The organism is Cellulomonas sp. HD19AZ1, from assembly GCF_004535805.1.
In the GTDB taxonomy this organism is placed as follows: domain Bacteria; phylum Actinomycetota; class Actinomycetes; order Actinomycetales; family Cellulomonadaceae; genus Cellulomonas; species Cellulomonas iranensis.
Map to the genome: position 1 here is coordinate 530712 of NZ_SPHX01000004.1, position 15136 is coordinate 545847.

17 protein-coding genes, 1 pseudogene and 1 riboswitch are annotated in these 15136 nt (G+C 75.9%); of the genes and pseudogenes, 6 read left to right on the forward strand and 12 right to left on the reverse strand.

Features of this window, described 5'->3' with window-relative positions:
* Nucleotides 1–169 precede the first annotated feature (169 nt).
* Nucleotides 170–730, forward strand: a complete 561-nt coding sequence (locus E4A51_RS11085; RefSeq protein WP_046529855.1) for a type 1 glutamine amidotransferase domain-containing protein — start codon at nucleotides 170–172, stop codon at nucleotides 728–730.
* Between the two features lie 3 nt (nucleotides 731–733).
* Here E4A51_RS11085 and E4A51_RS11090 read toward each other — a convergent pair whose 3' ends face one another.
* Complete coding sequence (locus E4A51_RS11090; protein WP_134851769.1) at nucleotides 734–2101, reverse strand: MFS transporter; 1368 nt, start codon at nucleotides 2099–2101, stop codon at nucleotides 734–736.
* 71 nt (nucleotides 2102–2172) lie between these two features.
* Between E4A51_RS11090 and E4A51_RS11095 the strand changes: the two genes are divergently transcribed.
* The gene (locus tag E4A51_RS11095) at nucleotides 2173–2673 is read left to right on the forward strand and encodes an NUDIX domain-containing protein (protein ID WP_046529856.1); all 501 of its coding nucleotides are present in this window, start codon (nucleotides 2173–2175) and stop codon (nucleotides 2671–2673) included.
* A 15-nt stretch (nucleotides 2674–2688) separates the two neighbouring features.
* Here the strand turns inward: E4A51_RS11095 and E4A51_RS11100 are convergent, their stop codons facing one another.
* The 4 genes from E4A51_RS11100 to E4A51_RS11115 all read right to left on the reverse strand — a co-directional run bounded on the left by E4A51_RS11100 (nucleotide 2689) and on the right by E4A51_RS11115 (nucleotide 5651).
* Complete coding sequence (locus E4A51_RS11100; protein ID WP_134851770.1) at nucleotides 2689–3069, reverse strand: hypothetical protein; 381 nt, start codon at nucleotides 3067–3069, stop codon at nucleotides 2689–2691.
* Between the two features lie 67 nt (nucleotides 3070–3136).
* Nucleotides 3137–3736 carry a YdeI family protein gene (locus tag E4A51_RS11105; protein ID WP_070318497.1) on the reverse strand — a complete coding sequence of 200 codons (600 nt, stop codon included), beginning with the start codon at nucleotides 3734–3736 and terminating at the stop codon, nucleotides 3137–3139.
* Between the two features lie 32 nt (nucleotides 3737–3768).
* Entirely contained in the window at nucleotides 3769–4356 is a 588-nt protein-coding gene (locus E4A51_RS11110) for a DinB family protein (RefSeq protein ID WP_070318488.1), read from the reverse strand.
* Between the two features lie 32 nt (nucleotides 4357–4388).
* Nucleotides 4389–5651, reverse strand: coding sequence for an MFS transporter (locus E4A51_RS11115; RefSeq protein WP_307416215.1), 1263 nt, complete (start codon nucleotides 5649–5651; stop codon nucleotides 4389–4391).
* A 94-nt stretch (nucleotides 5652–5745) separates the two neighbouring features.
* On the opposite strand from E4A51_RS11115, the gene E4A51_RS11120 reads away from it, so the two are divergent.
* Nucleotides 5746–6375, forward strand: a complete 630-nt coding sequence (locus E4A51_RS11120; protein ID WP_134851771.1) for a maleylpyruvate isomerase N-terminal domain-containing protein — start codon at nucleotides 5746–5748, stop codon at nucleotides 6373–6375.
* Nucleotides 6376–6399: 24 nt separating this feature from the next.
* On the opposite strand, the gene E4A51_RS11125 is transcribed toward E4A51_RS11120, so the two are convergent.
* The gene (locus tag E4A51_RS11125) at nucleotides 6400–7233 is read right to left on the reverse strand and encodes an SDR family oxidoreductase (protein ID WP_070318490.1); all 834 of its coding nucleotides are present in this window, start codon (nucleotides 7231–7233) and stop codon (nucleotides 6400–6402) included.
* A gap of 62 nt (nucleotides 7234–7295) precedes the next feature.
* Nucleotides 7296–7368: riboswitch (Fluoride riboswitch) on the forward strand.
* Between the two features lie 36 nt (nucleotides 7369–7404).
* On the opposite strand from E4A51_RS11125, the gene E4A51_RS11130 reads away from it, so the two are divergent.
* From E4A51_RS11130 to E4A51_RS11140, 3 genes are all read left to right on the forward strand, one after another.
* Nucleotides 7405–7941, forward strand: a complete 537-nt coding sequence (locus E4A51_RS11130; RefSeq protein ID WP_134851772.1) for a CrcB family protein — start codon at nucleotides 7405–7407, stop codon at nucleotides 7939–7941.
* Complete coding sequence (locus E4A51_RS11135; RefSeq protein ID WP_134851773.1) at nucleotides 7938–8297, forward strand: CrcB family protein; 360 nt, start codon at nucleotides 7938–7940, stop codon at nucleotides 8295–8297. The genes E4A51_RS11130 and E4A51_RS11135 overlap by 4 nt, the downstream gene beginning before the upstream one ends.
* Before the next feature lie 175 nt (nucleotides 8298–8472).
* Nucleotides 8473–9636 (forward strand): hypothetical protein, encoded by a 1164-nt coding sequence (locus E4A51_RS11140; RefSeq protein ID WP_134851774.1) that lies wholly within the window; start codon nucleotides 8473–8475, stop codon nucleotides 9634–9636.
* Here the strand turns inward: E4A51_RS11140 and E4A51_RS11145 are convergent.
* From E4A51_RS11145 to E4A51_RS11170, 6 genes and pseudogenes are all read right to left on the reverse strand, one after another.
* On the reverse strand, nucleotides 9623–10252 hold the full coding sequence (locus E4A51_RS11145) for a bifunctional 2-polyprenyl-6-hydroxyphenol methylase/3-demethylubiquinol 3-O-methyltransferase UbiG (RefSeq protein ID WP_134851775.1): 630 nt from the start codon (nucleotides 10250–10252) through the stop codon (nucleotides 9623–9625). The two genes, E4A51_RS11140 and E4A51_RS11145, sit on opposite strands and share 14 nt — an antisense overlap.
* A gap of 176 nt (nucleotides 10253–10428) precedes the next feature.
* Nucleotides 10429–11703, reverse strand: coding sequence for a cellulose binding domain-containing protein (locus tag E4A51_RS18720; RefSeq protein WP_070318494.1), 1275 nt, complete (start codon nucleotides 11701–11703; stop codon nucleotides 10429–10431).
* A 163-nt stretch (nucleotides 11704–11866) separates the two neighbouring features.
* On the reverse strand, nucleotides 11867–12667 hold the full coding sequence (locus E4A51_RS11155) for a bifunctional 2-polyprenyl-6-hydroxyphenol methylase/3-demethylubiquinol 3-O-methyltransferase UbiG (RefSeq protein ID WP_134851776.1): 801 nt from the start codon (nucleotides 12665–12667) through the stop codon (nucleotides 11867–11869).
* A gap of 47 nt (nucleotides 12668–12714) precedes the next feature.
* Nucleotides 12715–13365, reverse strand: coding sequence for an FMN-binding negative transcriptional regulator (locus tag E4A51_RS11160; RefSeq protein WP_134851777.1), 651 nt, complete (start codon nucleotides 13363–13365; stop codon nucleotides 12715–12717).
* A 293-nt stretch (nucleotides 13366–13658) separates the two neighbouring features.
* Nucleotides 13659–14678 carry a polysaccharide deacetylase family protein gene (locus tag E4A51_RS11165; protein WP_206120028.1) on the reverse strand — a complete coding sequence of 340 codons (1020 nt, stop codon included), beginning with the start codon at nucleotides 14676–14678 and terminating at the stop codon, nucleotides 13659–13661.
* 188 nt (nucleotides 14679–14866) lie between these two features.
* Nucleotides 14867–15136, reverse strand: a pseudogene (locus tag E4A51_RS11170) (1,4-beta-xylanase); the annotation flags it as partial.

Sequence of the window (15136 nt, forward strand, 5' to 3'; positions counted from 1 at the left end):
CCGTGGTCCGGGGCACCCACTGTGCCCGCTCGCCCCCATGACGCGCGAGGGTCCCGGATTTCGACAGCCCCGACCTTCGCGCTCCCGGCGTGCGGGGGTGCGGGCCCCCTGCCTACCGTGGCGGCGGCCCGGGCGACCCCCGGGTCACCCGAACCGAGGGAGGCACACCATGTCCGACGCGGACCTCACCGGCCGCCGCGTGCTGGCCGTCGTCACCAACTACGGGGTCGAGCAGGACGAGCTCGTCGTGCCCGTCGAGCACCTGCGGGGCGCGGGCGCCACGGTCGACGTCGCGGCGGTCGACGACGCGCCAGTCGAGACGCTCGTCGGCGACAAGGACCCCGGTCGCACCGTCCAGCCGACCACCACGCTCGGCCAGGTCGACGCGTCCGGCTACGACCTGCTGCTCGTGCCCGGCGGCACGCTCAACGCCGACAGCCTGCGCCTGCAGGACGACGCGGTGCGGCTGGTCGGCGCGTTCGCGCAGGCGGGGCGGCCGGTCGCGGCGATCTGCCACGGCCCGTGGCTGCTGGTCGAGGCGGGTCTCGTGCAGGGCAAGCGGCTCACGTCGTACCCGTCGCTCACCACGGACGTGCGCAACGCGGGCGGCACGTGGGTCGACGAGGAGGTCGTGGCCGACGACGCGCAGGGCTTCCGGCTCGTCACGTCCCGCACGCCCGACGACCTCGACGCGTTCCTGCGCGAGGTGGACGCGGCGCTCACGGCCTGACGCTCACGGCCTGACGTCGTCCGGCCCGTCGGCCTCGTCGGCCGGCGGGCCGTCGTCGTGCCGCCCGTCGTCGGTCGGACCGTCGTCGGTCGGGCCGTCGTCCGTCGGCTCGTCGTCCGGGCCTCGCACGCCGTCCTCCTGCGCGGCCCGTTCGGCGGCGACCAGCGCGCCCTCGCCGACCCGCGGCAGCAGCACGACGAGCCCGCCGGCCACGACCCCGCCGACGACGAACACCCAGCGCAGGCCCCACGTCTCGCCGATGAGCCCGCCGAGCGCGGCGCCGAGCGGCATGGTGCCCCACGCGAGCAGCCGGTAGGCGCTGTTGACGCGGCCCAGCAGGTGGTCGGGGGTGAGGCGCTGGCGCAGCGACACCGTCACGACGTTCCACAGCGCGATGCCGAACCCGGCGACGGTGTTGGCGGCGCCGACGAGCAGCGGGTCGGTCGTCACGGCCGGTGCGGCCAGGCACAGCGCGGACCCGACGACGCTGACGCCGAGCGTCGCGGTGCGTCCGAGGCGCGCGGTGACGGGCCCGGCGACGAGCGAGCCGCCCACTGCGCCGACCGCGAGCCACATCAGCAGCACGCCGTACTGCGCCTCGGTGAGCCCCATCGCGGACCCCGCCCCCACGGCCCACAGCACGAACACCGCCGACACGGCCGACATCGCGAGGTTGGTCACCCCGACCATGACCGCGAGCGTGCGCAGCACGGGGCGCCGCCACAGGAACCGCAGGCCCTCGCCGATGTCGCGCCGCAGCGTGGTGCGCGGTGCGTCGACCGCGCGGGGCGCGCGGAACGAGCCACGCACCTGCAGCAGCGCGAGCACGGCCAGCGCCCACAGCCCCGCGGGGGCCCCGAGCGCGACCGCCGCGCCGACGCCCACGAGCACCCCGCCCAGCGGCGGCCCGGCGAACGCGTTGGTGGTCAGCTCGGCGGCGTGCAGGCGTCCGTTCGCGGCGGGCAGCGCGTCGCGCCCGACGACCTGCGGCAGCACCGACTGCGCCGTGGTGTCCCGGAACACCTCGGCCACGCCGACGAGCACGGCCGCGGCGTACAGCGCAGCCATCGACCCGCCGCCCGTGAGCGTCACGACCGTGAGCAGCGCGACGACGACCGCGCGCGCGACGTCCGCCACGACGAGCGTCGCCCGCCGGTCCCACCGGTCCACGAGCGCACCGGCGGGCAGCGCGACGACGAGCCACGGCAGCGACAGCGCGAGCGACAGCCCCGCGACCGCCGCGGGCGACGTCGTGAACCCGAGCGCGACCAGCGGCAGCGCGGTCTTCAGCACGCCGTCGGCGAGGTTCGACGCCGCCGACGACGTCCACAGCCACCAGAAGGCGCGGGGGAGTCGCGCGGGTGCGGTCACGTGCCGCACGCTAGCAACGGCGCCCGGCGACGGTCCGGGCCGGGCGGGACGACGGGACGGGTGGTGGCCGGGTGCCGGTGACGAGCGCGGGGCTGCTGCTGCACCACGGGCGGGGTGCGGACGTGCACGTGCTCGTCGCGCACATGGGCGGCCCGTTCTGGGCCCGCAAGGACGACCACGCGTGGTCGCTGCCGAAGGGGCTGGTCGAGCCGGGCGAGGACGTCGAGGCGGCGGCGCGGCGCGAGTTCGCCGAGGAGCTGGGCGTGCCGGCGCCGGACCTGCCGGCCGTCGACCTCGGTGCGTTCCGCTACTCCTCGGGCAAGGTCGTGCACGTGCTGGCGGTCGAGGTCCCCGCGTCGCTCGTCGGCTCGCCCGACGACCCGGCGAGCGCCGACCTGACGACGCGGCCCGGCATCAGCACCGCACGCGTCGAGTGGCCGCCGCGCTCGGGGCGTCACCTCGACGTACCCGAGGTGGACCGCGCCGTGTGGGCGCCCCTCGACGACGCGCGCCGCCTGCTCGTCAAGGGTCAGCAGCCCGCGCTCGACGCGCTGCTGCGGGTCACCGCGTAGCCGCCGACGGGACGGTCAGACCCTGCTGCGCATCTGCTGCATGCTCGCGAGCAGGGTCGGGTCGCGCTGCTCGGGCCACCCGAACCCCGCCTCGTCGTCCCACGGCACGGGGTCGTCGTCGACGCTCACCTGCCACGACGTGCCCGGCAGCGCGCGACGCACGTCCGTGAGCGCGCGGCACCAGTGCGCGAGCCCGAGGAACGTCGCGAACGGGTCCTGCTGCGGGAGGGTCGTGCTGCCCTGCAGCGACGCGTCACCGGGGTCGGCGAGGTCGAGCGCGTCGGCGTCGAACGGGAAGTCCGCGTTGTGCGCGGCCACCAGCCCGCGGGCGACGGCCACCTCGTCGGGGGTCAGGGGTGCGGGACGGGTCGCGCGGTAGTGCAGCCGGACAGCCATGATCCGGGAGGATACGGGACGGAACGGACGTCCGGTGCGAGTTCCGGACGCCCGTCCGGGTCGCGCGTCACAGACCGTCGGGACGGCGCTTCTGCGGGTACGGCGTGCGGCCGTGCGCGAGGTCGTCGACGAACGTCGCGATGCGGCGCGCGCGGGTCTCGGGCCGCTTGGCCTGCCCGACGCGCAGCAGCACCGCGAACCGGTTGCCCGAGGTCAACGCGTCGAACCAGGCGCGCGCGGCGGGCACCGCGTCGAGCGCGGCCGCCAGGTCGTCGGGGACCTCGATGGTCGCGGGGCCCCGGTAGGCGGCCTCCCACCGGCCGTCGGCCTGCGCCGCGGCGACCTGCGCGCGGCCGGCGTCGTGCATGCGGCCCTCGCGCTCGAGGCGCGCGACCCGCTCGACGTTGACCGCGGACCACGCGCTGCGCGGCCGGCGCGGCGTCATGCGCTGGAACGTGCTGGCCTCGTCGCGTCGCCGCGCCTGGCCGTCGATCCACCCGAAGCACAGCGCCTCGTCGACCGCGTCGGTGTACGTCAGCGCCGTCACGTCGCCGCCCTTGCGGTGCAGCACGAGCCACACGCCCGTCCGCTGCGCGTGGTGCTCGGCCAGCCACGCGCGCCACGCCGCGGCGTCGGGGAGCAGCAGCTCGGGCAGGTCGTCGGCCACGGCGTCAGCCGTCCCGCCGGCCCACGCGGGCGTCACTCACCGGTGCTCCCGTCCACGGCCTCGCGCAGCAGGTCCGCGTGCCCGTTGTGCCGCGCGTACTCCTCGACCATGTGCACGAGCACCCACCGCAGCGACACGGGCTCGCCCGTCGCGGAGTGCCGTCGCGCCGACACCTGGTCGAGCCCGCCCGCGGCGAGCGCGTCGTCGACCGTGCGCTGCGAGCGCGCCACCGCCTCGTCCCACAGCGCGCGCAGCTGCTCCGGGGAGTCGTCGGCCGCGCTCGTGAAGTCCCAGTCGCGGTCCGCGTCCCAGTCGGCCGACGCCCACGGCTCGACGTGCGGGCGGTCGTGCCACACGACGCCGAACCAGCTGTCCTCGACCATCGCCAGGTGCTTCATCAGGCCGCCGAGCGTCAGGGTCGACGGCGGGAGGGCCTGCCGCAGGTGCGCGGCGTCCAGGCCCTCGGTCTTGAGGAGCAGCGTGCGGCGGTGGAAGTCGAGGAACGTGAGCAGCGTCGTGGCCTCGTCCGCGCGGTGCGGCGGGTCGCCCCGCTCGGACGTGAGGCGCGCGGGTGCGTGCCGCCCGTCGGTGGGCGTGCCGGGGGCGGGCGCGTCGGTCATGAGGACAGCGTGCCAGCCGGGTCCGACACGCCTCACGCGGGCCCGTGGGCGGCGGCGTCCGGCGCGGGCTGCGCGTCGGTGTGCGCGACGTGCCGCAGCTGCCGCCAGATCAGCACGACGAACACGGCCGACCCGCCGAACGCGCCCCAGAACGGCGCGGTGACGCCCCACCGCTGCGCCGCCCAGCCGCCCACCAGCCCGCCCAGCACGAGGCCGCCGAACGTGCCGATGACGTTGACGCCGTTGACGCGGCCCTGCAACGCGCTCGGCACGGCGCGCTGCCGGATCGTCATCGACGTCGTGCCCCAGACGAACGCGTGCGCGCCGAACACGAAGAACACCGGCATCGCGACCCACGCGCTCGTCGTCACCGCCAGCACCAGGTGCGTGAGCGTCTCCACGACCAGCCCGACCCGCATGAGCCCCGCGAGCGACACGCGCGCCGTCAGCCACCCGTAGGCCGTGACGCCCAGCAGGCCGCCGAGCGCCTGCACGGTGGTGACCAGCCCGAACCCGACGTCACCGAGGCCCAGGCGCTGCTGCGCGTAGAGCACGAGCACCGACCACGCGGCCCCGAACGTCACGTTGAACACGAGGATCGTCAGCACGAGCGTGCGCACCGCGGGGTGGTGCCAGGTCCAGCGGACGCCCTCGACGACGTCGGCCCGCACGGTCGTCGTGCCGCGGGCGCGCCCGTGCGGCGGCAGCTCGACGCGCGCGACGAGCGCGACGGCGGCCGCCATGAGCACGGCCGTCGCGGCGAACGGCGACCACTGCCCGGCCGTGAACAGGGCGGCGCCGAGCGGCGGGCCGGCGAGCTGGTTGAGGCCGATGAAACCGGCCTGCGTGCGCGCGTTCGCGGTCGCGAGGTCGTCGCGCCGCACGACCATCGGTGCGAGCGTGCCGGCCACGTTGTCCGCGAACGTCTCCGCGGCTCCCAGCGCGACGAGCGCCACCAGCACGACCCACACGGGCGCGACGTCGCCCGCGACGGCGGCGGCCAGCAGCGCGAGCACGGCGACCCGCACCGCGTTGCACACCATGACGAGACGCCGGCGGTCCACGCGGTCGGTGACGACGCCCGCCCACAGCGCCAGCAGCAGGCGCGGGAGCCACGCGGCCGTCGCGGCGAGCGCCACGACGAACGGGTCCTGCGTGCGGGTCGCGACCAGCAGCGGCCCCGCCGCCAGCACGAGCCCGTCGCCCAGGTTCGACGTCCACGAGGACGCGACCAGCCACCGGAAGGGTGCGCCGAGCCGCGCCGGGAGGACCGCCTCGAGCGCACGTCGCAGCACGCGTGCACGGTAGCCGGGCCGGGGCGGTGGACCCACGGCGGGTCCGCGCCCCGGCCCGGCCCGCGGCGTGGGTGCTCGGTGCCACACTGCCCGCATGACCCGTGACGACGCGTTCCTCCTCGCCGCCGACGCCGTGCTCGACCTGGTCGACCTGCCCGAGGTCGCGGTGCGGTGGTCGCAGCCGTCGGCGCTGCCGCGCCTGACCGTCGGCGGGCTCGCGGTGCACCTGGGCAACCAGGTGGTGCGCGCGGCGGAGCTCCTGACGCGCGAGCCCGGCGGCCTGCCCGTGCTCGCCGACGCCGACGAGCACTACGCGCGCTCGGCGTGGCCGACGGCCGCGCCCGAGGACCCGGTGAACGACCGCGGCGGTGACGAGACGCTCGCGCTCGAGGGCCCCGCGGCGCTGCACGACCGCGTCGTCGCGCACCGCGACCGCGTGCGCGACGCGCTCGTGTCCGGCGCCGCGCAGGACGTCGTGCCCGTGCCGTGGGCCGGGTGGGCGCTGCGGCGCGAGGACTTCCTGCTGACGCGCATGCTCGAGGTCGTCGTGCACTCCGACGACCTCGCGGTGAGCGTCGGCGTCGACACCCCGACGTTCCCCGTCGCGGTGTTCGACCCGGTGCGTGACCTGCTGGTGCGCCTCGCGGTCGCGCGGCACGGTCAGGCGCGCGTCGTCGCGGCCCTCACGCGTCGCGAGCGCGCGCTGCCGGTCCACGCGTTCTGAGCCGCGTGGCCGCGGGCGGGGCCGTCAGCGCCGGAAGCCGCCCTCGGTCGAGAGCACCTGCCCCACGACCCACCTCCCGGCGTCGGACACGAGCCACGCGATGAGCCGCGCCGGGTCGTCGGGCTCGCCGAACCGCCCGCCGGGGAAGTGCGCGAGCACGGCCTCGACCACCTCGGCGGGGGCCGCGTCGGCGTCGAGGTAGCCGGTGTTGACCGGCCCGGGGTTGACGGTGTTGAGCAGGATGCCGCGGTCGACCAGGTCGTCCGCGACCGACGGCGTCAGCCCCGCGAGCACCGCCTTCGACGCGGCGTACGCGATCTCGTCCGGCATGGGCCCGGCGAGCTGGCCCGACGTCATCCACACCACGCGGCCGCCGGGCCGGCCGTCGTGCTGCGCCGCGAACGCCTTGGTCGCGAGCAGCGTGGCGCGGGCGTTCACGGCCCAGTGCGCGTCGAGCGTGGCCGCCGTCTGGGCCGCCAGCCGACCGTCGCCGCCGCTGCGCGCGTGGTTGCAGACCAGCACGTCGAGGTGCCCCAGCGCGGCGCCCGCGCGTTCGACGAGCTCCTCGCCCGCGGTCGGCGCCGCGAGGTCGAGGCTCGTGGCCGCGAGGCGCGCGCCCGGCGCGAGGTGCGCCTCGAGCTCGCCCAGCAGCGCGTCGACGTCGTCGGCGCCCCACGGCTGCTCGGCGTCGTGCGGGGCCCAGTGCTGGACGACGAGGCTCGCGCCGGCGCGTGCGAGCCGCGACGCGACCGCGAACCCGATGCCGCGCCGGCGGCTCACGCCCGTGACGACGGCGACCCTGCCGTGCAGGCTCTCGCCCCGGTCGGGTGCTGCGGTGCTGTGCCGGTCGTGTCCCATGGGCGGCGACCCTAGGGGCGGGTCGGTGCGGGGGCGAACGATTTGCGGGCGGTGCGGCGTACCCTGGCCGCGGCGATGGATCCCGCCGGGGCGTGCCGCCCGAACCGCCGCACGGCTGATGGTTCCTGCTCCGGTGGTACGGGCGCAGGCTGCTGCCCGCGGGAGGTGACCATGGCCGACGTCGCACGTTCCTCGCCGCCCTCGAACGCACGCTCGGCGGTGCCGTCGCCCGTGTCGTCAGCGGCGCTGGTCGCCGCGGGCGGGACGCTCGGCGTGACGGTGCGCGCGCTGCTCGAGGGCGCGTTCCCGGCGGCGCCCGGCGGCTGGCCGTGGACGACGACGGCGATCAACGTCACGGGTTCGCTGCTGCTGGGCCTGCTGCTCACGGCGCTCGCGCGCCGCGGGCCCGACGCCGGGCGGCGGCGTGCCGTGCGGCTGGGCGTCGGCACGGGCGTGATCGGCGGGTACACGACGTACAGCACGTTCGTGCTCGAGGTGGAGCGGCTGGTCACGGGCGGGGCGGTCGTGACGGGGGTCGCGTACGCGCTGGTGAGCGTCGTGCTCGGGGTCGCGGCCGCGGTGCTCGGCGTCGTGCTCGCGGGCGGGCGCGCGGGTGCGCGGGGGCAGGCCGCGCACGACCCGGACGCCCTGGTCGAGGAGCGTGCGCGGCCCGGCGACGGCCCGCGCGCGGGGGAGGTGCGGCCGTGATCGTCGTGCTCGCGCTCGCGGGCGGCCTGGGGGCGGCCGCGCGGTTCGGTGTCGACACCGCCGTCGCGCGTCGGGCCCGCGGGTCGGTGCCGCTCGGGACCGTCGTCGTCAACGTCACCGCGTGCCTGCTGCTGGGCCTGCTGACGGGCTGGGCGCTGCGGCACGCGGGGCACGACGGCGTGCAGGCCGTGCTCGGCGTGGGGTTCCTGGGCGGGTACTCGACGTTCAGCACCGCGAGCGTCGAGGCCGCCCGGCTGCTGCTCGCGGGCCGGGGTGTGGCGGCGGTGCTGCACGCGGCCGGCATGCTCGTGGCCGGGCTCGCCGCGGCCGTGCTGGGGCTCGCGCTCACGTCCTGACGGACCGACCGGTCGAGCGGTCGGCCGCCCGCGCGCCGGAAGGCGCTTGCCGAAACGGTTCACGGTCTGGAGCGCGGCAGCGGGGCGGCCCTACCGTCGCCGCACGGACGGTGCGGCCCGACGACGCCCCGACCGCCCGGGACGACGACGTCCAGCCCCGGCGAGAGGTGATCCCATGACGCACCCACCCGCGCGGCCGACCCGCCGCGCCACGCTCACGGCCCTGCTCGCCGCGGCCCTCGCGGCGGCGAGCGTCGTCCTGGCGCCACCCGTGCAGGCCGCCCCCGGCACGAGCTGCACGGGCTCCACCGTCCACGGGTCGGCCGTGCAGGACGGTGGCACGTGGCGCGCCTACCGCGGCAGCACGCAGCTGTGGGCCGGCCCCGACATGCTCACCGCGATCAACCGGGCCGTCGAAGGGCTCGACGCCGGGCGCACCAGCAAGCAGCGCGTCGTCGTGAACGGCTCGGGGACCATGAGCGCGAACGCGCGCATCACGCTGCCCAGCTACACGACCCTCGAGTCCTGCGGCACCGTCCACGTCACCGGCACCGGCTCGGGCAACGTCGCCGGCGTGTACATGCGCGGCGCCACCGACATCGAGGTCGCCCGCCTGCACCTCACGGGCACCCCCGTGTACGGGATCTTCGCGCGCGACGTCGACAACCTGCGGCTGCGGGAGATCGACATGCGGCTCAGCGGCGGCGGCATCGGCGTGCGGATCGACAACCACGGCGACCGCAGCCGCTTCGTGCGCAACATCACCGTCAACTCGCTGTACGTGTCCGGCGCGGGGTCGCACGCGCTCGAGACCTACGGGGTCGACGGGCTCACGGTCGGCACGGTCACCGCGCGCGGCGTCGGCGAGTCCGGCGTGCTGCTCAACGAGACGATCAACGCGACGGTGAGCCTGGTCGACGCGCAGGACGCCGGCACCGGCACCGGCTACGCGGCGTTCCGGATCGCCAACCGCGCCGGACGCATCGGCGCGTCCTACCCGACCAACATTCGCGTCGGCACCGTCAAGGCCGTCGGCGGCGGGCGCGGCGTGTTCTGCGTCTCCGAGAGCGGCGGCCTGCGCATCGACCGCGTCGAGCTGCGGGCCACGGGCAACAACCCCGTGCTCGTCGAGAACTGCACCAACGTCGACCTCGCCCCGGCGGGCGGCACGATCTCGGGCGGCGAGGTGCGGCTCGCGGCGCGCAGCGACATGCCGCAGACCCGTGACGTCACGCTGCAGAACCTCACGCTGTCGAACGGTGCTCGCGTCGTCGAGCGGCCGTGCGTCGCGAACCTCGTGATCCGGAACGTCACGGGCGGGTCCGTCACGCGCTGCTGACCCGCCGCGCGTCGGCCGGGCGCCGCCACACCAGCGCGTACCGCCACAGCGGCAGCCGGCGCCACCGCACGCCGGGCAGCGCGTCGCGCGCGGCGTCGCGGACCTGCGCGAACGTGTGCGGCGGCGGCCACACCGTGGGCGCCGTGTGCTCCCAGAACGTGCGGGTGCGGCTCAGCACCTGGTGCTGCACGACGCCGATCGTGTCCCACGCGGCGTCAACCGGCCCCGACGACGCCGCGCACCCGACGACCACGAGCACCCCGCCCGGCGCGGTGAGGCGAGCCAGGGCCCGCAGCGCGTCCGCGGGGTCCGGCAGGTGGTGCAGCGTCGCGATCGACGTGACGACGTCGAACGACGCCGCCGCGAACGGTGCGCGCAGCGCGTCGCCGCGCACCCACGCGCCCTGCGGGGCCGCCGCGCGGGCGCGGGCGAGCACCGCGGCGTCCAGGTCGAGGCCCACGACGTGCGGCACGCACCGGCGCAGGTCGGCCGCGAGCAGCCCGTCGCCCGTGCCCACGTCGAGCGCCGTCCGGGCGTGCGGTGGAACCTCCCGCAGCACGAGCCGGTGGTAGTGGACGTTGTGGTTCCACGGGCGGGGCGGAGCGGCGTCGCTCACGAGGCCTCCGGGGCGTGGGACAGCGGGTCGGTCGACCGTAGCGGGCCGGCGGGTGCCCGCGCGCCCGTCGGCGTGCCACGCGCCCCGGCGCGCCGACGGGCGGGACCGGTGCGGTCCCGCCCGTCGGGTGGTGCGTCAGACGCCGTGCGGTGGGCCCGGCGCGCCGGGCCACCCGGTCAGGCGCAGGTGAGGGTCGGCGACCCCGGCGTGCCCGTGCCGATGAACCCGAACGTCGTCGAGCCGCCCGCGGGCAGCGCGCCGTTCCACGCGGCGTTGCGGACCGTCACGTTCGACCCGCTGCTCGACACGTCGCCGCTCCACAGCTGCGAGACCGTGAACGACGAGCTCGACCAGCCGACCGTCCAGCCGCTCAGCGCGGACGAGCCGGCCGTGACGGTGACCTCGGCCTGGAACCCGCCCGGCCACGTGCCGGTGGTGCGCAGCGTCGCCGAGCACCGTCCGGTCGGTGTGGTCGGCGTCGGGGTCGGGGTGGCCGTCGGCGTCGGGGTGGCGGTGGGCGTGGGGGTCGGGGTGGGCGTGGGGGTCGGCGTCGGCGTCGTGGTCGTCGACCTCAGCGCCGAGAAGAACTGCCAGATCTCGCCCGGGACGTGCGACTGCTGCGCGCCGCGGTCGCGCGCGTCCCACTGGTGGTCGCTGTCGTTGGCGATCCACACCACGGGGAAGCCGTCGCGGCACGTGTACGTCGTCTTGGTGTGCTGCCCGCTGCCCGCCGCGGGCTCGGGCGCGTTCTGCGCCTGGCAGCCGTTGTTGCGCAGCGCGCGGTCGCGCAGCGCGCGGCCCTGCGAGATGTTGAGCACGCTGTCGGCCACGCCGTGCGAGCCGAGGTACGCGATGGGCTGCGTGCCGCCCGCGCAGCCCGAGAGCTGGGCGCCGTTGAGCACCGCGACGGCCCGGAACACGTCGGCCCGCGCGCACGCCAGCGCGTTGCTCATGCCGCCGCCGTAGCTGAAGCCGGTCGCGAACCGCTGCGTCGTGTCGATGCACAGGGACGCGTCGAGCGTGCGCAGCAGGTCGTCGATGAACGTGACGTCGCGGCCGTTGCTGTTGGGCCACGCGTTGTCGATTCCCTGCGGCGCCACGAAGATCGTGCTGTTGTTCGCGAGCGGCTTGAGGCCGTAGAAGTTCTGGTTGACGACGTCCTGCGACGTGCCGTGCCACCAGTGCAGCCCGACGACCAGGCGGTACGGCTTGTTCGGGTCGTACCCGGCGGGGACGTCGAGGCGGTAGCTGCGCTGCTGGCCGCTGCTGGTGAGCGTGTGGTTGCCGGTGCCGAGGCCGGCGGGCTTGCCGCAGCCGCCGGTCGTGGCGGCCGCGACGGGGCCGCCCGGCAGCGCGGTCGCGGGCCCGGCGGCGGCAGTCAGGCCGCCGACGGCGAGCGCGACGGCTGCCACGAGGGCGCCGAGGCGTCGGCGGGTCGGGGATCGGTGCACGGTGGCTCCTCACGGTCGTCGCGCCGGCGTCGGCGTCGGCGCGGGGGTGACGTGGCGGTGGCAGGGCTGTGCCCCGGCGCACGTTCGTGCCCGCGACGCTAGTGACGGCGAGTGGGTGACCACACCGTGAGTAATCGTTTCACCACACGTCCGGGGCGACGCGTCAGCGCACCCCCACGCCCAGCAGGTGGCCCGACAGGTCGACCGCCTCGGTGTCGCCGTCCGCCGCACGGGCCAGCACCAGCGCGGCGGCGACCACGTCGTCGTCGGGACGCAGGAACTCGAGCGCGAGCGAGCCTGGCCCCTCGACGCCCACGACGCGCGCGTCGCGGAACCCGGCGGTGGTCAGCTCGTCGGCGAGCTCCGCCGCGGTGTGGAAGTGCGCACCGGGGAACCCGCCCTCGTCCCGGTCCAGCGCCTCCGCCGGCTCGCCCGTCTCGAGCAGCCTCGTCAGCTCCGGACCCGGCAGGGCCGTGAACCGGCGGCTCAGCACGACGTCCATCGTCGCGATCGACCGCGTGATGCCGGCCGCGAGCACGACACCGCCGGGGCGCAGCACCCGGAGCGCCTCGCGCAGCGCCCGCAGCCGGTCGTCGCGCGTCGCCAGGTGGTACAGCGGGCCGGCCAGCAGCACCGCGTCGAACGTCGCGTCGGCCGCCCGCAGCGCGCGGGCGTCGCCGACCTCGGCCGCGAACGTCCCGACCGCGCGCGCCGTCTCGACCTGCGACGCGACCGGGTCGACGAGCGTCACGTCGTGCCCCTGCGCCGCGAGCCACGTCGCGTGCACGCCCGTGCCGCCGCCCACGTCGAGCACGCGCGACCCGGGGCCCAGGTGCGCGCCGACGACCTCGCGCGTGCGGACCAGCTCGACCGCCCCGGCCGCGGTGCGCCCGAGCCGCGCGCCCTCGTCGACGTGCGTGCCGTAGTAGCGCTGCAGACGTGCGTCGAACGTGGCCTGGTCCATGGCGGGACGCTAGCGGCGCCGGTCGCGCCGGTGCGCGGGGATTGCGCTCAGCGCGCCGCCGACGCGCCCCGCTGCCGGACGCCCGTGCGGTGCATCGCGTCGGCCACGGCCGGCGCGTCCGCGTGCCGCTCGCCTGCCAGGCCCGCGACGACGCCCGCGTGGTCCTGCGGCGACCGGTTCTGGCTGAGCTTGGCCTTGGCCTCGACGCGCTCGACGCGCAGCTCGACGCCCACGACGGCGCGGAGCTGACGCCGCACGAAGTCCGCGGGCGCGTCGGTGACGGCCCACGGCTGCGCGCGGTCGCGCTCGTGCTGCTCGGTCAGCGTCGTCACGAGCCGGTGCAGCTCCTCGACGTCCTCGTGGACGCGCAGCCGGCCCGTCAGGTGCACGGCCGAGTAGTTCCACGTCGGCACGACCCGCCCGTGCTCGGCCTTGCTCGCGTACCAGGACGGCGACACGTACGCCTGCGGTCCGCTGACGACAGCGAGTGCCGGGGCGTCGTCGGGCAGGTCGCGCCACTGCGGGTTCGCGCGCGCCATGTGCCCCAGCAGCCGGTCGCCGTCCCACACGACGGGCAGCAGCGTCGCGACGGGGTACCCGTCGGCGCCGACGGTGACGACCTGCGCGGTGCCGACGGCCGCGACCAGCGCGCGGACCTCGTCGGCGTCGTCGAGCGCGTTGAACACCGGGACGTACATCCCGTGACGCTAGCCGCGGCGAGCGCCACGGCGCGAGAGGTGTCTCAGCACGGTGGCGGGGTGCGCGCGCGACGGCCGACCGGACAGCCCTCTCACGGGCGGGGGTGGATCGCCGCGTGGTGGCGAGAGTGCGATCCGGTCGTGTCGTGGACAGTGCTGGATCGCCTTGTGGTGGTGCTTGTGGTGGTGAGAGTGCGATCCGGTCGTGTCCCGGACGGTGCTGGATCGCCCTCTCGCGGCGAGAGGGCGATCCAGCTGCCGCGGTGAGAGGGCGATCCAGCACCGGTGGGACGTCAGGAGCAGATGCCCCAGGGGATGTAGCTGATGTTCTGGGAGCCCTTGTAGTAGGTGACGCCGAAGCTGTTGGAGCCCGACGGGGTGAAGGTGTTGCCGCTGCGGTTGGCGCCCCAGGCGCTCTGGATGGACTGGCCGGTGTTGGGGTACACCGTCACCGACCAGTTGGACCGGCCGGTCACGGTGTAGGTGACGTTGAAGCGGTCGCCCCAGCTCTCGCCGCGGGTCCAGCTGACGGTGCAGCCGTTGGTGGTGTTGCTGCCCGAGTCCGTGCCGTTGCCGGTGCCCGGGTTCCCGCCGTTGTCGCCGCCGCCGGGCGTGCCGTTGAGCGGCGCGACGGCCCGGCCCGTGGTCGGGGAGATCTGCCCCGCGCACAGGTTGCGGGCCTGCAGGTCCTGCAGGATCCCCGGGAGGGCCTGCACGGTCGCGCCCGGCCAGTCGTGCATGAGGATCACCTGCCCGGGCTGCAGCCGCTGCGCGGCCTGCCGGATCGCGGACGCCGACGCGTTGTTCCAGTCCGCCGAGTCGACGTCCCACGTCACGACCGTGAGCCCGAGCGACGACGCGACCGAGCGGACCGTCTGGTTGACCTCGCCGTACGGCGGGCGGAACACCTGGGGCGTGACGCCCGCGGTCTGCTGCACGACCTGCTGCGTGCGGGACAGCTGCGACCGCACGTCCGACTCGCTCATGTTCACCAGGTGCGGGTGGTCCCAGCTGTGGTTGCCGATCTGCAGCCCGGCGTTCTTGTACGTCTGCATGAGCGACGCGTTGTTCTGCGCGTTCTGGCCCGTGGGGAAGACGGTCGCCGACGCGCCGTACTGGCGCAGCGTCGAGACGATCTGCGACGTCGTCGCGGCGGTGGGCCCGTCGTCGAACGTCAGCGCGACGTAGCCGGCCGAGCAGGACGCGGCGCTCGCGGTCGGGGCCAGCGCGAGGCCCCCCGCCAGGACGACGCCGACCGTCGCGAGTCCGGACAGCGCACGCAGCGCGCGACGCGGGGAGAGGGTTCGGGACACGGGGGAAGACCTCTTCTCGGGGAGGGGCGCGACGGGTCGCGCACGGGCCAGTACGACGGTGCTGAATCGCCCTCACATGGTGAGAGTGCGATCCGGTCTGGTTGCGGATGGTGCTGGATTGCGCTCTCGCGGGTGGGGCGGGTGCTGGATCGCCCTCTCGCGGCGAGAGGGCGATCCAGCGCCCGGCGTCAGGAGCAGATGCCCCAGGGGATGTAGCTGATGTTCTGGGAGCCCTTGTAGTAGGTGACGCCGAAGCTGTTGGAGCCCGACGGGGTGAAGGTGTTGCCGCTGCGGTTGGCGCCCCAGGCGCTCTGGATGGACTGGCCGGTGTTGGGGTACACCGTCACCGACCAGTTGGACCGGCCGGTCACGGTGTAGGTGACGTTGAAGCGGTCGCCCCAGCTCTCGCCGCGGGTCCAGCTGACGGTGCAGCCGTTGGTGGTGTTGCTGCCCGAGTC

What these genes read in the sequence shown, in the direction of transcription:
- E4A51_RS11130 (WP_134851772.1), top strand. Translation starts at nt 7,405, where the DNA reads ATGGCCGACGTCGCACGTTCCTCGCCGCCCTCGAACGCACGCTCGGCG.
- E4A51_RS11085 (WP_046529855.1), top strand. Translation starts at nt 170, where the DNA reads ATGTCCGACGCGGACCTCACCGGCCGCCGCGTGCTGGCCGTCGTCACC.
- E4A51_RS11120 (WP_134851771.1), top strand. Translation starts at nt 5,746, where the DNA reads ATGACCCGTGACGACGCGTTCCTCCTCGCCGCCGACGCCGTGCTCGAC.
- E4A51_RS11140 (WP_134851774.1), top strand. Translation starts at nt 8,473, where the DNA reads ATGACGCACCCACCCGCGCGGCCGACCCGCCGCGCCACGCTCACGGCC.
- E4A51_RS11160 (WP_134851777.1), bottom strand. Translation starts at nt 13,365, where the DNA reads ATGTACGTCCCGGTGTTCAACGCGCTCGACGACGCCGACGAGGTCCGC.
- E4A51_RS11125 (WP_070318490.1), bottom strand. Translation starts at nt 7,233, where the DNA reads ATGGGACACGACCGGCACAGCACCGCAGCACCCGACCGGGGCGAGAGC.
- E4A51_RS11155 (WP_134851776.1), bottom strand. Translation starts at nt 12,667, where the DNA reads ATGGACCAGGCCACGTTCGACGCACGTCTGCAGCGCTACTACGGCACG.
- E4A51_RS11110 (WP_070318488.1), bottom strand. Translation starts at nt 4,356, where the DNA reads ATGACCGACGCGCCCGCCCCCGGCACGCCCACCGACGGGCGGCACGCA.
- E4A51_RS11100 (WP_134851770.1), bottom strand. Translation starts at nt 3,069, where the DNA reads ATGGCTGTCCGGCTGCACTACCGCGCGACCCGTCCCGCACCCCTGACC.